Annotated in this window: 20 protein-coding genes; 12 read left to right on the top strand and 8 right to left on the bottom strand. The window is 50.4% G+C overall.

Annotation, left to right across the window (positions count from 1 at the left end):
* Nucleotides 1-166 precede the first annotated feature (166 nt).
* Nucleotides 167-1,876, top strand: coding sequence for a hypothetical protein (locus CWE07_RS13430; protein WP_111570408.1), 1,710 nt, complete (start codon nucleotides 167-169; stop codon nucleotides 1,874-1,876).
* 110 nt (nucleotides 1,877-1,986) lie between these two features.
* Here the strand turns inward: CWE07_RS13430 and CWE07_RS13425 are convergent, their stop codons facing one another.
* The 3 genes from CWE07_RS13425 to CWE07_RS13415 all read right to left on the bottom strand — a co-directional run bounded on the left by CWE07_RS13425 (nucleotide 1,987) and on the right by CWE07_RS13415 (nucleotide 4,033).
* The gene (locus CWE07_RS13425) at nucleotides 1,987-2,664 is read right to left on the bottom strand and encodes a response regulator transcription factor (RefSeq protein WP_157983279.1); all 678 of its coding nucleotides are present in this window, start codon (nucleotides 2,662-2,664) and stop codon (nucleotides 1,987-1,989) included.
* Between the two features lie 146 nt (nucleotides 2,665-2,810).
* A complete protein-coding gene (locus tag CWE07_RS13420) occupies nucleotides 2,811-3,083 on the bottom strand; it encodes a hypothetical protein (protein WP_111570410.1) in 273 nt (90 codons plus the stop codon).
* Between the two features lie 32 nt (nucleotides 3,084-3,115).
* The gene (locus tag CWE07_RS13415) at nucleotides 3,116-4,033 is read right to left on the bottom strand and encodes a L,D-transpeptidase family protein (protein ID WP_111570411.1); all 918 of its coding nucleotides are present in this window, start codon (nucleotides 4,031-4,033) and stop codon (nucleotides 3,116-3,118) included.
* Nucleotides 4,034-4,204: 171 nt separating this feature from the next.
* Between CWE07_RS13415 and CWE07_RS14615 the strand changes: the two genes are divergently transcribed.
* On the top strand, nucleotides 4,205-4,732 hold the full coding sequence (locus CWE07_RS14615; protein ID WP_111570412.1) for a phosphatase PAP2 family protein: 528 nt from the start codon (nucleotides 4,205-4,207) through the stop codon (nucleotides 4,730-4,732).
* Complete coding sequence (locus tag CWE07_RS13405; RefSeq protein WP_111570413.1) at nucleotides 4,732-5,790, top strand: glycosyltransferase family protein; 1,059 nt, start codon at nucleotides 4,732-4,734, stop codon at nucleotides 5,788-5,790. The genes CWE07_RS14615 and CWE07_RS13405 overlap by 1 nt, the downstream gene beginning before the upstream one ends.
* 4 nt (nucleotides 5,791-5,794) lie before the next feature.
* Here the strand turns inward: CWE07_RS13405 and CWE07_RS13400 are convergent, their stop codons facing one another.
* Nucleotides 5,795-7,486: a M28 family metallopeptidase gene (locus CWE07_RS13400; protein ID WP_111570414.1), complete on the bottom strand. Its 1,692-nt coding sequence runs from the start codon at nucleotides 7,484-7,486 to the stop codon at nucleotides 5,795-5,797.
* 128 nt (nucleotides 7,487-7,614) lie between these two features.
* Complete coding sequence (locus CWE07_RS13395; RefSeq protein WP_111570415.1) at nucleotides 7,615-7,992, bottom strand: DUF4168 domain-containing protein; 378 nt, start codon at nucleotides 7,990-7,992, stop codon at nucleotides 7,615-7,617.
* A gap of 215 nt (nucleotides 7,993-8,207) precedes the next feature.
* On the opposite strand from CWE07_RS13395, the gene CWE07_RS13390 reads away from it, so the two are divergent.
* Genes CWE07_RS13390 through CWE07_RS13380 form a run of 3 tightly spaced genes read left to right on the top strand, consistent with a single transcriptional unit; the run spans nucleotide 8,208 to nucleotide 11,811 of the window.
* A complete protein-coding gene (locus tag CWE07_RS13390; protein WP_181452304.1) occupies nucleotides 8,208-9,719 on the top strand; it encodes a sensor histidine kinase in 1,512 nt (503 codons plus the stop codon).
* A 1-nt stretch (nucleotide 9,720) separates the two neighbouring features.
* A complete protein-coding gene (locus CWE07_RS13385) occupies nucleotides 9,721-11,091 on the top strand; it encodes a sigma-54-dependent transcriptional regulator (RefSeq protein WP_111570417.1) in 1,371 nt (456 codons plus the stop codon).
* Nucleotides 11,092-11,127: 36 nt separating this feature from the next.
* Nucleotides 11,128-11,811, top strand: coding sequence for a type 1 glutamine amidotransferase domain-containing protein (locus CWE07_RS13380; protein ID WP_111570418.1), 684 nt, complete (start codon nucleotides 11,128-11,130; stop codon nucleotides 11,809-11,811).
* Between the two features lie 86 nt (nucleotides 11,812-11,897).
* Here the strand turns inward: CWE07_RS13380 and CWE07_RS13375 are convergent, their stop codons facing one another.
* The 3 genes from CWE07_RS13375 to CWE07_RS13365 form a co-directional block, all read right to left on the bottom strand.
* The gene (locus CWE07_RS13375; protein ID WP_111570419.1) at nucleotides 11,898-13,961 is read right to left on the bottom strand and encodes a TonB-dependent receptor family protein; all 2,064 of its coding nucleotides are present in this window, start codon (nucleotides 13,959-13,961) and stop codon (nucleotides 11,898-11,900) included.
* A gap of 15 nt (nucleotides 13,962-13,976) precedes the next feature.
* Entirely contained in the window at nucleotides 13,977-15,116 is a 1,140-nt protein-coding gene (locus tag CWE07_RS13370) for a PQQ-dependent sugar dehydrogenase (protein WP_111570420.1), read from the bottom strand.
* Between the two features lie 78 nt (nucleotides 15,117-15,194).
* Complete coding sequence (locus tag CWE07_RS13365; RefSeq protein WP_111570421.1) at nucleotides 15,195-16,109, bottom strand: hydrogen peroxide-inducible genes activator; 915 nt, start codon at nucleotides 16,107-16,109, stop codon at nucleotides 15,195-15,197.
* Nucleotides 16,110-16,273: 164 nt separating this feature from the next.
* On the opposite strand from CWE07_RS13365, the gene CWE07_RS13360 reads away from it, so the two are divergent.
* The 6 genes from CWE07_RS13360 (at nucleotide 16,274) to CWE07_RS13335 (ending at nucleotide 22,742) form a co-directional block, all read left to right on the top strand.
* On the top strand, nucleotides 16,274-16,822 hold the full coding sequence (locus tag CWE07_RS13360; protein ID WP_111570422.1) for a peroxiredoxin: 549 nt from the start codon (nucleotides 16,274-16,276) through the stop codon (nucleotides 16,820-16,822).
* 116 nt (nucleotides 16,823-16,938) lie between these two features.
* Nucleotides 16,939-17,466 carry a carboxymuconolactone decarboxylase family protein gene (locus CWE07_RS13355; RefSeq protein WP_111570423.1) on the top strand — a complete coding sequence of 176 codons (528 nt, stop codon included), beginning with the start codon at nucleotides 16,939-16,941 and terminating at the stop codon, nucleotides 17,464-17,466.
* Between the two features lie 223 nt (nucleotides 17,467-17,689).
* The gene (locus CWE07_RS13350) at nucleotides 17,690-18,730 is read left to right on the top strand and encodes an FAD:protein FMN transferase (protein WP_111570424.1); all 1,041 of its coding nucleotides are present in this window, start codon (nucleotides 17,690-17,692) and stop codon (nucleotides 18,728-18,730) included.
* Between the two features lie 36 nt (nucleotides 18,731-18,766).
* On the top strand, nucleotides 18,767-20,119 hold the full coding sequence (gene mgtE / locus CWE07_RS13345) for a magnesium transporter (protein ID WP_111570425.1): 1,353 nt from the start codon (nucleotides 18,767-18,769) through the stop codon (nucleotides 20,117-20,119).
* Between the two features lie 221 nt (nucleotides 20,120-20,340).
* Entirely contained in the window at nucleotides 20,341-21,759 is a 1,419-nt protein-coding gene (ccoG, locus tag CWE07_RS13340; protein ID WP_420836551.1) for a cytochrome c oxidase accessory protein CcoG, read from the top strand.
* On the top strand, nucleotides 21,756-22,742 hold the full coding sequence (locus tag CWE07_RS13335; protein ID WP_111570427.1) for a serine/threonine protein kinase: 987 nt from the start codon (nucleotides 21,756-21,758) through the stop codon (nucleotides 22,740-22,742). The genes ccoG and CWE07_RS13335 overlap by 4 nt, the downstream gene beginning before the upstream one ends.
* The last annotated feature ends 34 nt before the right edge of the window (nucleotides 22,743-22,776 follow it).

Below are 22,776 nucleotides of genomic sequence, written 5' to 3'. Positions count from 1 at the left end.
ATGATTTTTATGTATATTCACTGTTGGCGTATTAACCCTTAAATACGATTGTTACCGCTGAATTTGTCGCCCACACTAAGCGGTGTGATAAACGCAGTATTGGGTAACTATACGCTGCTAGCACCGGGGGTTTGGGGTTGCAGCACTATTTATTAGGAAGCTTACAATGAAAACAACAAAATCAATTTTAGCTTTATCTGTAGCGCTTGCGCTTTCAGGTACTGCAATGGCCTCAAACAATGACGCTCAGCTGACTCAATCAGGTGTCCAGAACAGTGCGACAGTCACTCAAAGTGGTAGTAACTTGTCTGCTTGGGGTGACCAGCAAGGCACCGCTAACTTATTACTGATTGACCAAAGTGGTGGCATGAATTTCTTCATGTTGAGCATGGGTAATGATGCCTGGGCACAGCAAATTGGTGATGAGAACGAAACCTCGATTCAGCAAGGCGCGATGTTAAACCGTGCGGATTCTTCACAGTTTGGTTCATTCAACTTTACCTCAATTGAGCAGCTATTAAGTGCAGGTAACGATGCATTAGCTGAACTAACGGGTGACAGTAACACCGCGATTATCGCTCAGTTAGCGGGCGGCGCCAACGACGCCACTATTTTGGTAACCGGAGACGGTAACTTTGCGTCTATTGAGCAATGGGCGGCTGCAAACGGTGCAGTGATTGTTGCGACTGGTGACCCGAACTTTGCTGACGTGGTGCAAGCGGGCATGATGAATGACGCCTATATTGCTCAGTCTGGTGACGTTAACACCGCCGCTGTTGCTCAGTTAGGTATGGGTGAGTTTGCTGACGTATCTCAGTTAGGTAGTGGGAACCAAGCATCAGTAAGCCAAATGGGTGTAGGCTCAGAAGCTCTAGTGAGTGCGGTTGGCGACAATAACGATCAGAGCGTTGAGCAATCAGGTTCGGGTCAATTCGCGAGTAGCTCGGCAACGGGTGACGGCAACCAAAGTACACAAACCCAAGGCGGTATGTCGGCGTCAGGCAGCAGCTCAGTTGTGAGTATGTCAGGTGACGCAAATAGTGTAGTTAGCGCGCAAGACGGCAGCTCACACAGCGCTTCAGTTGCTTTAGTTGGTGACCTCAACGATGTTAGCGTAAGCCAAACTGGTACCGCACATAGTGCCGCCTTCAGTGCGTCGGGTGACTCGAATGTTGCTACGGTTGAACAAATTGGCAATGACAACGCGGCAGATATCGCAGTCGATGGCTCAATGAATAGCTTTGATGTGTTTCAGCGCCAGTACGGCAACGACTTAGCGGCCCAAGTTGCCGGCGACAGTAACGATGTATTAGTGTGGCAAGGTGGCTATAACAATGATATCGCTATCTCGATTGATGGCGATAGCAACGTGGTCAGCGTGCGCGAAACCTTAAGTGACCGCCGCAACAGCGACACCACCGTATTAATCAATGGTGATGACAACCAAGTGTACGCCGTGGCTCGTTCTGGTGGTGGTCAATTTATGAATTTTGATATCACCGGTGACGCCAACTACTTCGACGCTTACCAGATTCACAATGGTGTAAGTTTAGACATTACCACTGACGGTACACACGTGACTGACAACACGGTGAACACGCATCAAGGTGGCGCGTTCAGCTCTATCTCGTTGCTGTTGACTGGCTCAATGAACGATGTGTCGATGATTCAAGGTGGCCCTTCTAGTAATGCCAGCAACCGCGTAGAAGGCCTCGGCGGTGTGGGTGGTTTCCATGTCGGTGGTGACTTTGGACAAGTTGATTTAATTCAACAGGGTGCACGCAACGTGATTCAAGGTGCTCAGCTAAGTCACGCGAGTATGATTAACGTGTCACAGGCTGGTAGTTTCAATAGCGCGGTTGTTAGTCAAAACTAATCAATAAGGCTTAAACCTTAATCGCAAAAAGCGCCGATAGTATCGGCGCTTTTTTTATAATTGTTACCCGGTGAGCAGTATCTGGCGACATCATCTACTGGCCTGAGTACTTAGCCCTTCACCGTGAAGTCAGGATGGTAATTAACAATATTTGATTGTTGTGACCAGCGCAGTAATTCAACGCGGTTTCTTGCCTGAGTTTTACGGAAAATTGAAGACAGGTGGGTTTTCACCGTATGCGCGCTAATGTTGAGCTGATACGCGACTTCCTTATTACGCGCACCTTGCGCTACAAGCTTAACAATATTCAATTCTTGCTTGGTGAGGGCGGTGTGAGGGAATGCGCTATCACTGCTATTGGTTTGTTCGATACGTCGCGTCAACATTTCGTTGACCAATTCAGACAACAACCAGCGCGGGTAATACAGCTGGCCTTCGCTCAGCACTTTAAATGCGGTCAGAAGTTTATCTAATTGCTCATCGCAATAAATAATACCGCGCACACCGAGGTCTAACGCTTGTTGCGGGTCACAACTACCTCGGGCCGCATCAAAAATAAAAATTGGAAAGCGCTGTGCAATCAGGTGCACTTCATTGGCCACATGGTTGTGCGATAACTGTTTACCTGCCATGGAATATGCAACCATTGCAGTATCGTCGACGTCCATGTGAAACAACTCGGCTCGATTTTTAGTGTCCGTACTGATATCGATAGAATTAGCGAGTAATGCCACGTTAGATGGTTTCGCGCTATTAGATACTATCAGGAATTTATTATATTTAGACATAACATCCCTCATAACCCATTTAATGGAGCGTAGCCCATTTGTTAAGATTTCATCATTAAGACTATCATAAAGAATCAAATATGCACTAAAAAAGGCCCTTAAAAGAGCCTTTAAAATCAATTATGTCCTAGGACGGCGCGAACTAATTAATCGACTTTGCCACCCATTCGAGCTTCCATTCGTGACATTCGAAGTTCAAGCTCGTTGGCGCGCAAGCGAGCTTCTTCGGTTTGAGCTTGCGCACGGGCTAAGCGTTCATCGGCTTCAGACTGACGAACTTGGCAAGCCTCCAGAGCGCGCTCAGTGCTGCGTAAGCGCGACTCTAAATCGTCAATAGTGCTGTCGTGACTAGCGCAGCCTGTAAGCATCAAGCCGAGCAATGAGATAGGTATCAATTGAGCTAATTGTTTATATGGCATAAAGAGTTCCTGAGCAAATGGCTATAGATCATCTATAGCGTGACTTGGGTACTGATGCCAAGCCGTTGATGGTATATTTTTTCGACACTCGTTAAATCAAGCTGACGTTCAGCGTTGCCTAGCGCCTCGAATGCTTGTAACACTTGCGCGTGTATTTGCGCAGCGCTGGGGTAGTCGACTTGGCCGCCGAGTGGACGCTGGGCTTTGAGATACAGCTGTTGTTCTAGTACCCCAATTTGCACGGGTTGATCGATAATTCGTACCGCTACCCCAATTTGGGTATTGCCAACTAATGCTTCGATATCCCAGTTATTCATGCGGATACACCCTGCACTTGCTTGCGCGCCAATACCAAACCTTTGGTTGGTGCCATGAATTAAGTAACCTTGGGCGCTCAAGTTAATCGCAAACGGACCTAACGGGTTATCGGGGCCTGCAGGTATTTGCCGACGCACCTCGCGGCCTTGTGACTGCCACCTTGCAATCACGGACGCTGGTGGATACCAGGTTGGGTTAGGAATACGTGCAGTAATATGCATATCGCCTTGGGGAGTTGGCGAATTGCTTTGTCCGATGCCAATCGGATAACTATGAATTTGCTGGCGCTCGGGTAAAAAGTGATACAACCGATATTCGGCCAGGTTAACCACAATGCCTTGCCATGGCACTGCGGGCAAAATGTATTGTGTCGGTAGTACCACTTCAGCACCAACCTCTGGGATCCAAGGGTCTAAATTTGGATTAGCATCGCGTATATCGGCAAATCCCAACGCGTAGCGCTCGGCAATGTCGAGTAAGGTTTCACCCGCCGCAACCCGCGTGTACTGGATGTCCCCAATGACCTGCTGACCTGGTTGTGGCCATGGGAATACGGTTGCCGGATGGTTGTTTGCCAAGGCACAGTTAGCCCACAGCAGCATCACCACGGTTAAGAGTAACTTTAGTTTCATTTACAAGTGCTTAAGATTTAACAGATGGCCACTATAGCAGCATTCCAAGCTGCAATTAATGGCTCACCAAACAAACATCAGTAAATTGTCATGATTGCTTCACTGCGATGTAACAAGACTGTCATTAAAGGCGCTTATTTTGCTCACAATTCGACCAGCCAGGATACGCAGATGAAATGGTTACAGCACATTCAACGGTATGACGAACTGTCCTATATTTGGCTAAGTAGCGCGCTGCGTCGCTCGACCAAGGCAATGCTTGCGCGCACTATTTCATTAAGTGGTGATGGCTGGATGTACGCGGTGATATGCGCTGCATTATATCTGCATGAGCATCCAAACGCCGCGTTGCTGTTTACCACCTTACTACTCGCTTATGCCCTCGAAGTGCCCATTTATCTGGTACTTAAAAATACACTCAAGCGCCAGCGCCCGCATCAGCGTTTAAAAATATGTGCGGTGATAAAAGCCAGCGATAAATTTAGTTTCCCATCAGGCCACACCGCCGCTGCCTTTGTATTTGCGACGGTAACCAGTGTGATTATGCCCGACGCCGCATGGCTGGTGTTTGCGTGGGCGTCGGCGATAGGCTTGTCTCGCGTGGCTTTGGGCGTGCATTACCCCACCGATATTGTCGCAGGCGCTGTATTGGGCGGTAGTTTAGGTGTTTTAGGTTTATTTTTGGCTGGAGTTGCATAATGCGTATTCTTTATGGCGTTCAAGGTACTGGCAACGGCCACCTGACTCGGGCTCGCGCAATGGCAACCGCATTGGTAGAACACCCGCATACGGACGTGCAGTTTCTCATTTCCGGCCGCGAGCAGACACGTTTATTCGGCATTCAACCGCTTGGCGATTACTGGTGGCGCGACGGGCTAAGTTTCGCGACCCGCAATGGCCGCGTGTCAGTGGTTGATACCATCAGCCATAATCCATGGTGGAAGTTCTGGCATGATGTTCACCATCTGGATTTATCGAGCTTTGATTTAGTGGTGACTGACTTTGAACCCGTGACGGCGTGGGCAGCAAAGCGTCAAGGCGTGCCTTGTATCGGTCTTGGTCGCCAGTATGCATTTACCCAAGCGCATTCGAGTTTACCGTCAACCGCTTTGCAGCGAGCGATGATTAAGCAGTTTGCTCCCTGCCAAATTGCCCTTGGCACGCACTGGCGCCCCCTGAATGACTACACGTTGCCACCTATTATCGAGCCAGCAGACAACTGCGATCTGGCCGCGCACGCTAACCGTTACTTAGTCTATTTGCCGTTTGAGCCGCTAGCTGAGATAGCAGATCTTTTAGTGCAGTTACACACTCTGGTGCCGCATTACACGTTTGATGTGTTCCACCCAGAAGCGACGGCGGCAACGACGCCCAACGCAGTATTTCACGCGCCCTCGCGAAGTGGCTTTCAGCAGGCTTTTGCACCCGCGCAGGGGGTCATCTCAAATGCTGGGTTTGGTACTAGTAGTGAAGCCCTTGCTGCAGGTAAGAAATTGCTGATTAAGCCATTGAAAGGCCAGTTTGAGCAATATGCCAATGCACACTATCTGGATGCGCAAAAACTCGCCACTGTGTGTTTAAGTTTGGATGCGCAAGCGTTGCTGGCTTGGTTAAAAGAGCCTGACGCGGCGCAGTTGAGTTGGCCGCAAGTGGCGCCACAATTAGCGCAATGGCTGATGGATCCCCGCCGTGGTGATGTGCGTCAGTTAGCGCAGCGCCTGTGGTCCCAAACCTTGGACACCCGGCGCCGCGCTTAATCAGTTATGGCTGACGTTGTTGCGCTGATTCTAAGCGTAATGCTTCGAACTCATTACCTTGTGCCCAGCGCGGCCAGTCGCGACTATTGGCGAGCTGCTGTCCGACACGAAAGTATATCCACATGTCTTGATGGGCACCGCGTAAGTCCCACTCTGGGTCATACTCGTCGCCAGGTTTGTGGTAGGCCTCGGCGTTATAAATAGCGCGCTGCTCTTCACCCCAAGCTTGCCCTTGCTCAAAGTGGTCGTTGCCACCTTTTGCGTATAATACTGGCACGCCTTGCTTGGCTAGACTGAAGTGATCGGAGCGGTAGAAAATACCCGCTTCAGGGTTGGTTTCAGGGGCTAAATAACGGTTCTGCATTTCCACAAATGGTGCGGCATAGTCCTGCATATCCGAGTTTTCCCAACCGACAACGACGAAGTCGCGCATCGGACCATACACATTCAGCACGTCCATATTGATGCCAGCAACCGCTTGTTCTAACGGTAGTAACGGGTTGTCAGCATACCAAGCAGAGCCAAGTAGGCCACGCTCTTCTGCACCGACGAGTAAAAACACGACTGAACGCTCGGGTTGTTCGCCATTGGCAAATTCTTCTGCGATAGACAGCACGCCAGCTGTACCACTGGCATTATCTTGGGCGCCGTTGTAAATGTCGCCACTAATCGGCTCGACACCTAAGTGATCCCAATGCGCCATATAAATAATATGCTCGTCAGGGTAACTGCTGCCGGGAATGTAGCCCGCGATGTTGTGGGTATCGATATACTCAAATTCATTTTCGACGGTCATCGACATTTGGGTATTGAGCGCAACCGGGCTAAAGTCTTGCGACAATGCTTTCGCATGAGCTTCTTCCAAGCTCATACCGACATTTGCAAACAATGCTTCGGCACTTTCTGCGGTAATCCAGCCTTCAATTTCACTACGATGCATATTGCGGTTTTCGCGGGCTAAATCAAAGCGCACCGGCGAACCGCCCGCAATCACGCCCCAGCCATACCCTGCAGGTCCCGTTTCATGAATAATGATCGCGCCAGTTGCACCTTGGCGCGCAGCTTCTTCAAACTTGTAGGTCCAGCGCCCGTAGTAGGTCATCGCGTTGCCTGTAAATAAGGCATCGTCTTGGGTCGCATAGCCTGGGTCATTGACGAACATGACCACGGTTTTACCTTCGACATCGAGGCCTTCGTAGTCATTCCAGTCAAACTCTGGGGCGACAATACCATAGCCCACAAACACCATCTCGCTTGCTTCAACGCTGACTTCGTCCACGACGCGTGGTGTCCAAGCCATCATTTGCTCGCGGTAACGAAACTCGCTGGAAGCGCCGTCATGCTGCAGGCTTAGGTTAGTGACTCGTGTCGGGGCAATACGCACTAATGGCACAGGCTGTAAGTAGCTGTCACCATTTAACGGCTGCACACCAAGGCGCTCAAATTCAGCGGTGGTGTATTCAATGGTGAGTTCTTCACCACGGGTGCCCGGCGCACGGCCTTCAAACTCGTCAGACGACAAAACACGCAAATGTTCACGGTATTGGTCGTTAAAGTGGTAATCGACATAGCCGTCGGCATCAACCTGCGGCTCATAATGGTGGGTATCGGTTTGGCTGCTGTCACTCGGCGTTTGTGCCGGTGAACACGCAGTTGCCAGCACGCTCATCGCGGCTAGCAAAGTTAATTGTCGCATAGCATCCTCGTTATTATAGGGTGGTGGTTACACAGGCTTTAGCACGCTGTAACTTAGCACAAATACTATACCACAATAAAAAACGCGACCCGTAGGTCGCGTTTTACATCGTTTAACTCGCGTTCTTATTAAGAACGTAGTTCTTCAATGCGGCTTTGAATTTCAGGGTCGTTCTGCATGCGATATGCAATCGCGTTATACTCTTCAACGCTTAGACCGCTGTCTTCTACCGCTTCAACCATTTCGCTTTGTGCAGCGATTTGAAGCTCTTGCGCTTCTTCCTGGCTTTCAGCTTGCTCAAGCTGAGCTACGAATTCATCGTTGATGCGCTCGATTTCGTTCAACGCGTCAGCGAATTGCTCTAATTGCTCATCTGAAATTGGCTGGTTAGCCATTTCTTCCATTTGCTGTTGAGCGTAAGCCTGCTGGTCTTGCTCTTGTGCCAATGCTGGCATTGAGAACATAGCGGCTGCGATAGCTGAAAGTGCAAAAGTACGTTTAAACATAATTTTTACTCCTCGTTGAAATTTAACACTAGTAACTAAGCGAATGCTGTGCCAACTCTTAAAAAACTTAAAAATAAAATACAAGATAATGATTTAATTGGTTTTTAATGGGTTTCCGCACGCTTTCAAACGGATCTAGTTACGCGAGGCATGGAACTTATGTGTATACTTTTGTCACATGTGACAGATTTGTCAGTGACATAAGTGACACAGCGATGAAAAAATCAGCAAAACGTTTTTGGCGTCTCTCTGGCATGCAACGCGCTTTGCTCTTGTATGTCGTGCTACCGCTATTAGTAGTGGCAGGTGGAGGAATTAGTTTTGGTCTCGACCGCTTAGCCACCCTAGAATCAGATCGGCTCAAAGACGATGTTGAACTGATTGGGCGTGCGATTCGACTTCCTGTTGGCGAGGCGCTGGCAAGCGGCGATGACGAAGCCGTGCGACGAACCCTGCAGTCGGTGTTTGATATTGGCCGTATTTATGGTGCCTCGGTGTTCGACGTCAATGGTAACCAAGTTGCGGCGGCGGGTATTACCGAGCGAGATTTAACCACCAGCCAGGTTGCGCAGCAGGTGGTGACAACAGGCGAGCAGCAAGAACGCTACCGCCAAGTGTCGGGCATGTTTTTATTTTCTCATTTCATTCCGGTATTTGATGATTTAGGCCGTACCAATGGGTTTATTCAAATAAACCGCCGCGCCAGTGACTTTGACGCGTCGTTGGCACAGCTTTCACGCACCGCTTGGACCACTTGGTGGGTATTGTGTTTTGCGACTTTAGCGATTGTTATTTTCGGCCACTATAGTGGCGTTGGGCGTCATATCAATGCCTTGACCTTGGCGATGCAGCGGGTTGAGCGCGGTGAGCGTAGCTACCGTGCAGAGCAAACTGGGCCGAGCGAATTAGCGCGGCTGGCGGGCCAACTGAACCGTATGCTTGATAGTATTGATGCCAAAGACCAAGAGCTTGCCGCCCATCAAGCGCAGGAAGAAGCACTCGCCAAGCGTTTGCAGCACCAAAAGAAAATGGCCGCTATTGGCCGTGTGGCTAGCGGGGTCGCACATGAATTAGGCGCGCCGTTGACCGTTATTGATGGGCGCGCGCGCCGCTTGGCTCAAACCTATGGCGACGACCCCCAAGCGAACCGGCAGCTCACAGCGATTCGCGGCCAAGTGGCACGGTTAACCCGTATTGTTCGTCAATTACTTAATTATGCACGCCAGCAGGATGAAGGCGTCGATGTGATTCATATTCGCCAGCTTATTGAAGAGTGTATGACCAACGTCAGTCATGAAGTGACGCGTGATGACCTTACGATTGAAATTAGTGCATGTCCTGACTTACAACTCCAGGCAGATGAATCTCGAATCGAATTAGCGCTGGTGAATGTGATGCGTAATGCCGCTCAAGCCGCTAGTCATCACGTTTGGGTGCTAGCTCAGCAAGACAGTTATCAGGGCGTGGACGGTATTCGTATCGCGATTCGTGATGATGGCGCGGGCCTACCCAGTAACGTCACCGTGGAGCGATTGCTCGAACCATTTTTCTCTACCAAGTCACATGGAGAAGGCACTGGGTTAGGGCTTGCCATTGTGCACAATGTGATGGCGGAGCACGCGGGCTATTTACACCTGAGTAATCATCCGAGCGGTGGGTGTGAAGTTGTTTTGTGGTTACCAATTGCGGCACAAGCGCCGGCGCTGGAAGTAAGCAAGGAGTCTTAGAATGAGCGATGTAATTCGTATTGTAGTGGTGGAGGATGACCCAGGCTTACGCGAGCTACTCACTGAAGAGCTTGAAAGCGAAGGCTATCAAGTGCAGGCGGCGGAGAGCGTTGAGAACGCCCTGCCACTGATTCAACAGGTTCAGCCTGACTTGGTGGTGAGTGATCTGCGTTTACCCGGCGCGAATGGTATGACGATGGTGCCACAGTTGCTGCAACTGCCAAATGCGCCGTCCATTTTACTGATCACCGCATTTGGCACGGTGGCCCAAGCGGTTGAGGCCCTTAAACAAGGTGCCGATGACTTCTTAACCAAACCGTTGGACATGGAGCATTTTCTGCTAACTGTCACACGACTACTCGAAAACCGCCGCTTGCGGACCACGGTGGAGGCGTTGCGGGCGGGACAGGTGCAAACCAGTTTTCACGGCATGTTAGGTCAAAGTCGTGCGATGCGTGATCTGTACCACCAAGTTAGCCAAGTCGCGAAAGCCGAATCTGCGGTGCTGGTGTTAGGCGAAAGTGGAACGGGTAAAGAGTTAGTTGCTCGTGCTATTCACCAGGAAAGTCCGCGCCAGGACGGTCCTTTCTTGGCGGTGAACTGTGCGGGTATTCCTAAAGAGCTGATGGAAAGTGAGTTCTTTGGCCATGCAGCGGGTGCGTTTACGGGAGCGCAAAAAGCGCGCTCAGGCTTGTTGAAAGAAGCCCATCAGGGCACGCTACTGTTAGATGAAATTGGTGAAATGCCGCTTGAACTGCAGGCCAAGCTGTTACGTGTGCTGCAAGAGGGCCGCATTCGCCCTGTTGGGAGTGATCAAGAGTTTGCGGTGGATGTTCGCATCATCGCTGCGACCCATCGTGACCTTGAAGCCTTGGTCGGCGAAAGCCGCTTTCGCCAAGACTTATTCTATCGCTTAGAAACGTTTTCACTAAAAGTGCCTCCCTTGCGTGAACGCGGTGAAGACTGCGAGTTATTGGCCCAACACTTTATTGCACACTTAAGCCAAGCCAAGGGCAGCACGCCGGTATTGTCACGCGAGGCGTTGAACCTTTTATATAGCTACCCTTTCCCTGGCAATGTGCGCGAACTGCAAAATGCGATGGAACGGGCAGTCACTTTCTGCCAAGGCAAAGAGATTAAACCAGAACACCTACCAGAGCGCATCCAACAAGCAAGCCAGCTCGAGCAAGCTCAGTCTGGGGGCGCAGATAGCGGCCGGCCAAGTCAGGAAATGTCAGCTTTACGCACCTTAAGCGATGTACAAAGAGATTATGTGCGCTATGTTTTAAGAGAGGCGGGCGGCAATAAACGCAAAGCCGCTGAGATACTTGGGGTAACCCGACGTACGCTGTATCGCTGGTTGGAAGATTAATTCACGCTCGCAAGGGTGACAAGGAATGAGGTTTAAATGAAAATATTGATGGTATTGACCTCTCACGATTCGTTGGGAGACACTGGGCGTAAGACTGGTTTTTGGGTGGAAGAATTCGCGGCGCCCTATTATGTGTTTGATGAAGCGGGTGCTGAGATCACGCTGGCATCCCCTCAAGGTGGCCAGCCGCCGATTGACCCAAATAGTGAAAGTGACGATGCGCAAACCGCAGCGACGCGTCGCTTCTACAAAGATGATGAGTTAAAGGAGAAGCTGGCAAAAACCCTAAAGCTCGCCGATTTAAATGCTGATGATTATGACGCCGTGTTCTATCCCGGTGGGCATGGCCCGTTGTGGGATTTAACCAACGACGAAAATTCCATTCGTCTACTCGAAGATTTCTGGCAACAAGGCAAAGCCGTTGCGGCGGTGTGCCATGCACCCGCGGTGCTGCTCAACGCCAACTTAGCGGGCAAACCTATGATCGCCGGTCGTGCGGTAACTGGTTTTAGCAATAGCGAGGAAGAAGCGGTTGAGTTAACTGACATCGTGCCGTTTTTACTCGAAGATGCGCTGCAAGAAAAAGGCGCCAAGTACGAGAAAACCGATGATTGGCAGCCGTATGTGATTCAAGACGGCTTACTCGTCACCGGCCAGAACCCTGCGTCGTCAGAGCCGACGGCTAAAGCACTGGTACATATTTTGAATAATCAGCCTTAAATTTTGTAGCGATACATGCATAGGTAAAAAAACGCCAGCATTTCGCTGGCGTTTTTTTGCTGGCGCAGGTGGCTAATCCGCTGCACTTAAAAGCGACGCGTGACTCGCAGCCCCGCACTGAGCTGGCGGCCGGGCGCTGGCTCGAATGCGCGACCACTACCTTGGTTGACCACCACCGAGCCAACATATTGCTTATCCAACAGGTTATCGACACGTATCCACTGAGAAAACTGCCATGCATGCACATTTTGCATGGCATCTAAACCTGCATGCCAAAGGGTAAAGCCGGGGGCAAATACGTCATTGCTATCATTCGCTGCAACTTGTGAGCGGTACTGCGCAGTGACTGATGCGCGCAAGCGCTCATCCTGCCAAGGCAAGAAGTTGAGCTGGGCAAATGCATTGGTGTTGGCGACCCCTGGAATGCGGTTGCCACTTACACCGTCGATATCGCGATAGCGCGCATTCATGATGCTGGCAGCGGCTCGCAGGTCAAATTGTGGGTGCAGCAGCCAGCGGCTACTGAGCTCTACTCCACGACGTTCGGTTTCACCAGCATTGCGATAGGTAGTGCGGCCATCAATCGACTGGTCGACAACAATTTCATCGTCTGTGTCGACTGCAAACACACTCATTTGCAATTGCCCTTGAGGGCCGAGCCATTTGATACCGGCTTCGTATTGCGTCACGAAGGCGGGGCCAAGATCTGGGTTGAGCCCGCTGCCATCGTTGCGATACGCCAATTCGGTTAGGGTTGGTGTTTCGAATCCTTCACCAAAGGCTGCAAACACAGACCATTGTTGGTTTAATTGATAGCTTAAACCTTGTGTCCAAGAGGTTTCACGATACCGATTGCTACCGCTATCGTCTGGCACTATACCTTCGATGATATAGCGGTCACGCACATCGAAACTTAGTTCGGACATGCGCACACCAGCGAGCCAGCTCAAGCGCTCGGTGATATCTAACTGGCTAAGCGCGTACACATCGTCTTTATCGACGCGGCCTGTTTCGTCGCGGCGTAAGTCACCTGGTTGCCCGTTTTGGTTCACAAAGCCAAGACGGGTGTCTTCCTGACGTTCGATATCGGTGCCAAGGCTCAGCTGCCAGCGGCCCTCAAAGGCACTTGGGCGCCAATTAAATTGCCCGTGCAGGCCGTAAAAATCACGGGTTAAGTCAATCACAGCCCCTGACGAGGTTATTTCGCTACCCGGAAATGGCAAGAATTGAACCACTTCACGGCGGCCGTTCCATGTCGCGAGCTCCCAGTCATAGGTTGCCTGAATTTGGCGCAATGTGAGTGACTGCTGGCGGTGGCGAATCGTCTTGCGGGTGTCAAATACGCTTGCGCCCGCAAAGGTTTGCTCAGGGTCGTCACGCCACTGCTCTGGGGTTAATGACCCAGGGTCTTGTAATAAAGGCGCATCGTTATCGTCGATGCGTGCAATCAGTTCGATGTTATGCCCAAACTGATAGGCACCGCGGAGTGCATATTGGTCGCGCTCTGCTGCCGCTTGAGCGCGATCACCATCGGTGCGAAAGCGCGCATAATGCCCTGCTAAGGTTAACTGGTCAGCGACATACGCACCGTCAAGGGTGCTGCGTTCGCGGCCATTAGCGCCAATGCTATGCCCTGCACTGACGTAACTTTGGTCTGCAAGTTGGCTCTGTAAGTTAATCACCCCACCTGCAGCGTTGCCATACACCGCAGCGACAGGACCGCGTAACACCTCAACGTGGCTTGGCTCGTCAATAAAGATACTCGATGTCTGGGCTTGCCCATCGGGCATTGACAATGGCACACCGTCTAAACGCATCACGACGCCGCGTACGCCAAAGGCAGCACGCGCCCCAAAACCACGTAAAATAACTCGCGTGTCTTGCGCAAAGTTATACCGGGTATCGACCTGGACGCCGGGAATACCCGCTAAGACCTCAGCCATATCGACACGTAAGCCGGAAAGCTGCTCGTTCACCTCGACGCGGTCAATACTCGCAGGGGTGGTAAGCCAAGGTTGCTCGGTGCGAGTGGCAGTGACGACCACGCGCTCAATATCCTGCTGCTGGCTTTCGTTCTGCGCAGCAGATGCTGGGGTATATAGATAAAAAAGGCTCGCTGAAATAGCGAGCCCAAGTTGACTTCGAACCATGCACAACTCCGTTGGTTACGACGCGTTAGCTGGTGCCAAACGCAAGATTTTTCCATTTGGGTGGTCGGTCAGCAGATAAATATAGCCATCGCTATCGACTTTAATTTCACGGATTCGATCGCTAAGCTCCATCACCTCTTGGTGAATCACGCGGTCGCCGTCCACTTCTAAGCGTGCTACTTGGGTGCCACGTAAGCCCGTTGCCAAAACATTACCCTGCCAAGCGGGGAATTGGTTGCCTTGATAAAACGCCATGCCAGATACGGCAATTGAAGGCGTCCAATGCCAGACTGGTAGCTCCATGCCCTCTTGCTTGAAGCCAATTCCGACTTGCCCACCACCGTATTGCTCACCGTGCGTAATGACCGGCCAACCGTAGTTTAGTCCAGCTTCTGGACGATTCAACTCATCACCGCCCTGAGGGCCATGTTCAACCGCCCAGAGGTGGCCGGTGGAAGGCTGGATATCCATGCCTTGAATGTTGCGATGACCATACGACCAGATTTCAGGTAATGCACCATCTTGGTCGACAAATGGGTTATCGCTAGGTACTGAGCCGTCCGGGTAAATACGAATTAACGTGCCGGTGTGGTTACTGACTAACTGAGAGTCGTCTTCACGGTGGCCGCGATCGCCTAAACCGATAAATAGATACTCGCCATCGGCACTAAACTTCAAACGCCCGCCATAGTGGCGCCCGCCGTCTTCTTTCGGGTACTGACTGAAAATCACCTCGACGTCGTGCAAGGCATTACCGTCTAAGCGTGCGCGCGCGACTGCGGTACTGGTCACTTCACTACCGGCACTTTCAGGTTCCGAATATGAAAAGTAAATGGTGCGGTCGCTGCTGTAATTCGGGCTTAAGGTGACGTCCATGAGTCCCCCTTGGCGCATCACTTTGATTTCTGGTAAGCCTGAAATCGGCTCGCCTAAAGTGCCATCGGCTTCCACGATACGCATGTGGCCTGCACGTTCGGTGACTAACATTCGGCCGTTACCCAGAAATGCAATCCCCCATGGGTGCTCGAGCCCTTCAGCAACGGTTTCGACGGCAACATTGGCCCACCGGGTTTCGATAGTATCGGCATTTGCAGACATAGCCAACGTAGTCAAACCTAACGCCGCAAAGCCTAAAGTACGTGGTAGAGCTTTCATATTTGGTTTCTCCACAAGATCGGAATTATTAACTCATTGCCTACGTGATGTAGACGGCTTTAGTTCAAAATCAATTAGCTAGCTTAATGTCGGTTCTGGCAGCAGCTGAGCAATGGTTTCAGCTACTTTACGGAAAGTGCGGCGGCGCGATGTGGTCGGCCTAAACACTAAACCAATTTCACGATACGCGTCACCATCCGTCGGGGTGAGCGCGACCAAGCTGGTATTACTCAAAATGCCTTGCTCAATGGCCATTTGCGGCACAAAAGTCGCACCGACGCGAGCCTCGGCCATTTGCACCAAGCTATGCAAACTTGATGCAGTAAATGGATTAATTTTCTTACTGTTGCCTAAACGACATGCAGTCACTGCGTGACCGGTTAAACAGTGCTCATTTTCGAGTAAGAAAATGCTCTGATCAGGCAAGTTATTATAGTTCACCGGCTCACCGACGGACTCTGCCACGTGCGGATGCATGACCATCTTAAAAGGGTCGCGCCCGAGAACCCAATGCTGATTTCCTTGGGTGTCGATGGGAAGAGCCAAAATCAGTGCATCCAATTCACCGTTTTTTAGCAAGTGCAGCAGCTGAGCCGTGGTGTCTTCGCGAATTTGCAATTGTAACTTGGGAAAATCGTGGTGCAGCTTTTTACTCAAAGGGCCTAATAAAAACGGGCCAATCGTGGGAATACAGCCTAAACGCAACGGCCCTTCCATCACGTTTCCTTGGCTTTGGGCATGGTTCATCAGCTCTTCGGTGTGGGTCAAAATTTCACGTGCGCGCTCAACGATTTCTTCACCCATCCCGGTAAACAAAAACGATTTATGGTCACGTTCAATTAACTGACAACCCAGTTGGTCTTCAAGATTTTGAATGCCGCTACTTAAGGTAGATTGGCTGACAAAACAGGCCTGCGCCGCACGGTTAAAGTTCTGATGCTGATGCAGCGCAAGTAGGTAACTCAAATTTTTAAGGCTAGGTAGTTTGCTCATAGTCTTCCTATTGTAGTGCGAACCGACCGCTCACAAGTGAATTTGCTTATTCGATTATGCTGATAGCTTTTATTCGCTTTCGCCGATAAGGTCATAAACCTATCATGAGCCTCGTGATTTGGAAACACATGTTTCAAAAACTATGCCCTAATGGAGGACATCTTATGTTGACGATTGGTGATAAGTTACCAGAATTTTCAGTTGTAGCCGCTAAGCCTGGCTTTAATTTACCAGAAGAAAACGGTCAAAGTGCATTCGAAACTGTGACCCAGGACAGCTTCGCTGGCAAATGGAAAGTCATTTTCTTCTATCCAAAAGATTTCACTTTCGTATGCCCAACAGAAATCGTTGAGTTTGCGAAACTGAATGAAGAATTCGCTGACCGCGACGCAGTTGTTCTAGGCGGTAGCACTGACAACGAATTCGTTAAGCTGGCATGGCGCCGTGAGCACCCAGACCTTAACGGTTTAAACCAGTATTCATTTGCTGACACCGCGGGTGACTTAGTAGACGGTCTAGGCGTACGTGACAAAACCGAAAATGTTGCTTTACGCGCTACCTTTGTTGTCGACCCACACAACGTGATTCAGCACGTGTCAGTTAACAGCTTAAATGTAGGCCGTAATCCGCAAGAAATCTTGCGTATCCTGGATGGTTTGCAAACTGACGAGCTGTGCCCATGTAACCGCGCAGTAGGTGGCGACACCCTATAACTTGCCGTTTGTATGAGCGCCCAGCGTCACTCATCAGTCAAAGAGTGACGCTGGTATACCTAACCATGAAGCGACCGGCTGAGTAGCCTAGTTGCAGCGAAATGATGGAGTAATGAATGACTATTTCTGACTACAAATCAGGGCTTGGTAGCCACTCAAAAGATACCAAACTTAACCTTGGTAACTTGTTTTCAAATGTAGCTGCCACTGGCATGACAGATATTCAGTTTTACGGCACGGCCCTCGCGCTTGCGTATTCAATCAACGATGCCGAATTAACCAAGGCCGTTGAAGCAGAAGCGGAAGGCAAAGTGGAAGCCAACGTGATTGAAGCGGCGAAAACCGCGGCGTCACTCATGGCAATGAACAATATTTATTATCGCTTTATTCATCTTTCAAGCGATAAGCAGTTTGGCAAAATGCCGGCAGGCTTGCGCATGAACGCAATGGCTAACCCTGGCGTTGATAAAGCTGATTTTGAGTTATATTCGCTGGCTGTTTCCGCGCTAAACGGTTGCGGAATGTGCATTGATGCACACGTGAAGACTTTGTTGGAGCACAGTGTGAGTGCTCAGGCGATTCAAAGTTCTGTGAAGCTAGCGGCCGTGTTAAATGCAGCGAAGACCGCTGCGGCGATAAGCTAAACCCAGTACCAACCATTTGATTTGACCGTTCCTGCAAATCCGAGTGTTGGTCTCATCCGCCAACCTCGGTACGGTTTGTTCCCCAAACAGCCGTTATCCTTTGCCCGCCTCCTCGGCGGGCTTTTTTTATCTGTTCCAGCGCGCGGCAAAGTAGCTCAATTTCTGGGCTTTATGTTAGAATTCAATGATTCACCTTTTCCACTGACCTGTGAGGACGTTCTATATGTCACGTGTCCAGCGCTGTCTGCTGCCTGCCTTAATACTTTTTACTCTTGCTGCGTGCTCACAGGCGCCAGAGCCTCAAGTGATGCGGGGTAACATATTCGGTACTTTCTTTGAAGTGAGCTTAGGCACTCAGCATGCGAATGCTGATTTGACTGAGGTGGAAGCTGGGGTGATGGATGTTCTCAATGAAGTTGATCGGCAAATGTCGACTTACCGCGATGACTCGGTATTGAACAGAATTAACCGTGCAGAGCTACATACCGAAGTGGCTGTGGACCCAGAGCTGATGCTCGTGCTGCAACGCAGCGAAGCGATTGCGCGGATGTCTGAGGGCGCTTTCGACCATACCGTGGGTGGTTTGGTGAACCTATGGGGCTTTGGCCCTGAAGGTCGAGTGACCTCAAGACCTAGCCAAAGCGAGTTAGAGTCTCGCTTAGAGCAGGTTGGCTATCATTTTGTGCATTTAGATACTGATGCGCAAACGGTGACGCGAAGCAGCGATGTATTTGTCGACTTATCGGGTATTGCGAAAGGCTATGCGGTAGATGCTGTCAGTCAGTACTTAAACCAGCAAGGGATAACCAATCATTTAGTCAACATTGGCGGCGATATTTACGCCAGCGGCCAACGTACTGCTGACATGCGCTGGCGCGTAGGTATTGAAGCTCCAGTGAATGACCGTCAAGTGGTACAGCATATTCTGCCGATTCAAGATGTTGCTATGCTAGGTTCGGGCGATTATCGCAATTACTTTGAGTCAGAAGGCGTGCGCTATTCGCATACCATTGACCCCACTACTGGCGAGCCTATTGCGCATAAGCTGGCGGCAGTCACCGTGCTTGGCGACAATGCCACCGATGCCGACGGCTTCGCCAGTGCCATTTTAGTGTTGGGCCCTGAGCGGGGACTTGCGTTTGCTAACCACCATAATATTGCTGCGTTATTGATTGTGCGCGAAGCCGATGGCTATGTCAGCTTTGAATCTAACGCATTTAGCGCGGACTATGCCGCAGATATGACAGTGCCGCGTGTTCAGTAGTAACAAGCATCCAGTCACATACTTGAGGGGATTTTGATGCAGTATGTAGAAGGTTATGAAAACCTCGTCGAGCTGGTTGAGGCGGACGATCAAGAAGGTTTAAAAGCGGCGTTAAATGCAATGCCATCGGCAGACGTTGCCGAATATATTGATGAGCACTTTGAGGTCTACAACACGCTGACCTTGCTTGATTTGATGGAAGCAGAGCAGCAAGCCGAAGTGTTTGGTTATTTGCGCCCTGCTCACCAGCAAGAAGTCGCCTCGCACATGGAAATTAGTGTGCTAGCCAAGCTCTTTGTCGACATGTCGTCGGACGAACGAGCGGACGTGTATTCGCTGTTGGACGTCAAGCTGCAAGACGCATTGATGCGACGTTTAGCACGTTCTGAACGTGAAGACTTGTTACGCCTGTCAAGTTATGAAGAGGGCACCATTGGTGCGGTCATGACCTCGGACTATGCCACCATACCGGTGGGCGCGAATGTTGAGCTGGCGCTTAAAAAGTTGCGTCAAAGCGCGCCAGAGAAAGAAAGTATTTACCAAGCCTATGTGATTGATGGCAAACATAAGCTGATGGGCGTGGTGTCACTACGGCAGCTATTGACGGCCGCGCCGAGTGAAATGATTGACGATTTGATGACCCGTGATGTCGTGACGGTAAGTCCTGATATGCCGCAATCGGAAGCGGCACGTATTATCAGCCGTTATGACTTAATTGCGATCCCAGCGGTCACTGAAGACAATTTACTCGTCGGTATGGTGACCTTCGATGACGCGATGGACGTTGTCGAAGAAGAAGACACGGAAACCATGCATAAATCGGCGAGTGTTGGCAGCTTAGACATGAGCTTGACCGAAGCTGGGCCAATTACGCTGTATAAAAAGCGTATCAATTGGCTGGTATTGCTGGTGTTTGTGAATATCTTCTCGGGGGCCGCGATTACGTATTATGAAGACACCATCATGGCGTACGCGTCGTTGTTGTTTTTCTTACCGTTATTGATAGCCAGTGGCGGTAACTCAGGCTCGCAAACTGCAACGCTGGTGATACGGGCAATCGCCACCGGCGATATTGGGCGCGGTGACGGCGTAAAACTATTTGCTAAAGAAATTCTGGTGTCAGGGTTATTGGGCTTATCGATGTCCGCAGCGGTGATGGCAGTCGCATATTTCCGTGCGCCAGATATTATGCTGGTGGTGGGTATCAGTATGTTCGCGATTGTTATGATAGGTAGCTTAACCGGGCTATTGCTTCCCTTCTTACTTAAGCTTGTCGGTTGGGATCCTGCTACCGCAAGTACGCCGTTGGTAACCACCATTGCCGATGCCGTCGGCGTGATGGTGTATTTCATCACCGCCACTATAGTGCTTGGTTTAGCTATCGGCTAAGCACACCATGCTAGGGCATTCATGGCTATGGGTGCCCTTCTGCTGGCGCCTGCTCATCCCTAAAAAAAGTATCGTGACCGATACAATTCATTGACCAGCCGCAAGGTTGAAGCGCTGATCTTTCGGTTTTATCGGCGTATACTGAGTGCACTTTGGTATTAGCTCAGTTGTTTATTCCTATGCAACAAGACTCTCAGCACAACGACGAATACACCATTCAGGTGCAAGACAAAGCCCCTGTGGATCTCGCCAAACCGGTTAAAATTCATCCACCTAAGGGTGGTAAAGGCGCTAACCAATACCCACCAAACGACCGCATTTATGTGCGCGAAGTCAAAGGCCGTGTTGAAACGATGCGGCGCTTGTTAGGTTTTGCCTTAATGGCCTTATTCTTAATGCTGCCGTGGCTAACTTACCAAGGTGAGCAGGCCATTCTATTAAATATCTTTGAGCAGCGTTTTCGCATTTTCGGGCTCACACTTTGGCCGCAAGATCTCACCATTCTTGCATGGCTGTTTATGGTTGCTGCATTTGCGTTATTTTTAGTGACCACGCTCTGGGGGCGGGTATGGTGTGGGTTTACCTGCCCTCAGACCACATGGACATTTATCTTTATGTGGTTTGAGCGCAAAATTGAAGGGAGCCGTCATCAGCGCATGAAACTCGACCAGCGCCCTATGGATGCTGACAAGTTCATTCGCAAAACCCTGAAACACCTGGCTTGGCTGCTCGTGGCTCTATTCACAGCGCTTACCTTTGTTGGTTATTTTACCGATATTCGCGCCTTATTCAGCGAGTTTTTCGTACTGCAATCAAGCGCCTGGGCGGTCGGGTTCGTGCTGTTTTTCACCTTTGCAACCTATGGCAATGCGGGATGGATGCGCGAAATCATGTGTACCCACATTTGCCCTTATGCACGTTTTCAGTCAGCGATGTTCGACAAAGACACCTTTATTGTCGCGTATGATGAGAAGCGCGGTGAGCCAAGAGGGCCGCGCGGGCGCAAGGTCGAGCCAAGCAAGTTAGGTTTAGGTGACTGCATCGACTGTAATTTATGTGTACAGGTATGCCCGACCGGAATCGATATTCGCAACGGCTTACAATACGAGTGTATTAATTGTGGGGCATGTATCGACGCGTGCGACAACGTCATGGAGAAAATGGGCTACCCGAAGAAGCTGATTAGCTTTACCACGGAGCGGCGTTTACAAGGCGGGGAAACCAAGGTTTGGCGCCTCAAAAGTGTCGGTTACGGCCTTGCATTGTTGGCCCTTGGTGCGTTGTTAGTGCTGGATGTCGTGTTCCGCGTGCCATTGGAGCTAGATGTGGTGCGTGACCGCAATACACTGTATCGTGAGAACCAACAAGGTTTTATTGAAAACGTGTATCAGCTGCGAATTATGAATAAATCGCAGCAAGCGCAGGTGTATAGCATTCACGCGACTGGTATTGAGGATCTTGAGTATATTGGCCCAGCACAAGTTGAAGTGGCTGGTGGTGAGGTACACATTGTGCCGATTACCGTCGCTATCGACCCTTATTTCTTAAGCGCAAGCTTAGTCGAAATTAACTTCACCGTGACCGCCGAAAGTGACAGTCGGGTCAGTCGCCAGACACAGAGTAACTTTATTTCACGATGAGCGATTTTAGTTTTTCCAAGCTGACTCCAGACATGATTTTAGATGCGCTGGAAGGCATAGATATTTGGCCTGATAGCGGTTTACTGGCATTAAATAGCTATGAAAACCGCGTCTACCAGTTTGCCGCTGACGGACGCCGTTATGTGGTGAAATTTTATCGCCCAGAACGCTGGAGTGATGCCCAGATTGAAGAAGAGCATCACTTTACCCAAGCCCTATTAGACGCCGAAATTCCAGTGGTAGCGCCGCTGGCGCTGGGCTCTGAATCTCGTACGCTGCATCATTTCCAAGGTTATCGATTTTGCGTGTTCCCCAGTGTGGGCGGGCGTGCCTTAGAAGCAGATCAAGACGAGCATTTGTTCCAATTGGGGCGTCAAATAGGGCGTCTGCATATGGTGGGCAAAGCTACGCCTTTCTTACACCGGCCGACATTGGTGAGTGACGCGCAACTAAGCGATGCGATGACGACGCTGCAACAGTGCGAGCTTATTCCAAGCGCGATGCGACTGCCTTTTGATACCATCTTGCAACATGTGTATCAGCGCCTGCAGTCGGTTGATTGGCAGCTGGGCCAATCGATTCGCCTGCATGGTGATTGCCACGTGGGTAATTTGCTGTGGCGTGACGAGCAATTGACCTTAGTCGATTTAGATGACTGCCGCCAAGGGCCCGCAATTCAGGACTTATGGATGATGTTGTCGGGGGACCGCAGCGCTCAACTGATGCAGCTAGATACCTTAATCGACGGCTACGAAGAATTTGCTGAATTTAACCCTGCTGAGCTCAAATTAATTGAACCTTTACGGGCTTGGAGAATCATTCAATACATGGCTTGGCTAGCGAAACGTTGGTCTGACCCTGCCTTCCCGCGAAACTTTAGTTGGTTTGCAGAAGAAAGTTATTGGGAACGTCAGGTGTTAGCACTCAAAGAGCAGCTGGCTGCATTAGACGATGAACCGCTGCGCTTGCAGTCAGGTTATTAACGCAGGCATAATGCCTGCAGATGTGTTAACAACA

Source organism: Aliidiomarina maris (assembly GCF_003987335.1).
Lineage (GTDB): Bacteria > Pseudomonadota > Gammaproteobacteria > Enterobacterales > Alteromonadaceae > Aliidiomarina > Aliidiomarina maris.
Note: the sequence above shows the minus strand (reverse complement) of the source record. Positions and strands in the feature narration are given on the sequence as shown.

Coding starts and splice junctions, on each gene's coding strand:
- CWE07_RS13420 (WP_111570410.1), bottom strand. CDS start 3,083: ATGCCATATAAACAATTAGCTCAATTGATACCTATCTCATTGCTCGGC.
- CWE07_RS13375 (WP_111570419.1), bottom strand. CDS start 13,961: ATGGTTCGAAGTCAACTTGGGCTCGCTATTTCAGCGAGCCTTTTTTAT.
- CWE07_RS13365 (WP_111570421.1), bottom strand. CDS start 16,109: ATGAGCAAACTACCTAGCCTTAAAAATTTGAGTTACCTACTTGCGCTG.
- CWE07_RS13335 (WP_111570427.1), top strand. CDS start 21,756: ATGAGCGATTTTAGTTTTTCCAAGCTGACTCCAGACATGATTTTAGAT.
- CWE07_RS13350 (WP_111570424.1), top strand. CDS start 17,690: ATGTCACGTGTCCAGCGCTGTCTGCTGCCTGCCTTAATACTTTTTACT.
- CWE07_RS13385 (WP_111570417.1), top strand. CDS start 9,721: ATGAGCGATGTAATTCGTATTGTAGTGGTGGAGGATGACCCAGGCTTA.
- CWE07_RS13430 (WP_111570408.1), top strand. CDS start 167: ATGAAAACAACAAAATCAATTTTAGCTTTATCTGTAGCGCTTGCGCTT.
- CWE07_RS13425 (WP_157983279.1), bottom strand. CDS start 2,664: ATGTCTAAATATAATAAATTCCTGATAGTATCTAATAGCGCGAAACCA.
- CWE07_RS13355 (WP_111570423.1), top strand. CDS start 16,939: ATGACTATTTCTGACTACAAATCAGGGCTTGGTAGCCACTCAAAAGAT.
- CWE07_RS13360 (WP_111570422.1), top strand. CDS start 16,274: ATGTTGACGATTGGTGATAAGTTACCAGAATTTTCAGTTGTAGCCGCT.
- CWE07_RS13390 (WP_181452304.1), top strand. CDS start 8,208: ATGAAAAAATCAGCAAAACGTTTTTGGCGTCTCTCTGGCATGCAACGC.
- CWE07_RS13370 (WP_111570420.1), bottom strand. CDS start 15,116: ATGAAAGCTCTACCACGTACTTTAGGCTTTGCGGCGTTAGGTTTGACT.
- CWE07_RS13415 (WP_111570411.1), bottom strand. CDS start 4,033: ATGAAACTAAAGTTACTCTTAACCGTGGTGATGCTGCTGTGGGCTAAC.
- CWE07_RS13395 (WP_111570415.1), bottom strand. CDS start 7,992: ATGTTTAAACGTACTTTTGCACTTTCAGCTATCGCAGCCGCTATGTTC.
- mgtE (WP_111570425.1), top strand. CDS start 18,767: ATGCAGTATGTAGAAGGTTATGAAAACCTCGTCGAGCTGGTTGAGGCG.
- CWE07_RS13380 (WP_111570418.1), top strand. CDS start 11,128: ATGAAAATATTGATGGTATTGACCTCTCACGATTCGTTGGGAGACACT.
- CWE07_RS14615 (WP_111570412.1), top strand. CDS start 4,205: ATGAAATGGTTACAGCACATTCAACGGTATGACGAACTGTCCTATATT.
- CWE07_RS13400 (WP_111570414.1), bottom strand. CDS start 7,486: ATGCGACAATTAACTTTGCTAGCCGCGATGAGCGTGCTGGCAACTGCG.
- CWE07_RS13405 (WP_111570413.1), top strand. CDS start 4,732: ATGCGTATTCTTTATGGCGTTCAAGGTACTGGCAACGGCCACCTGACT.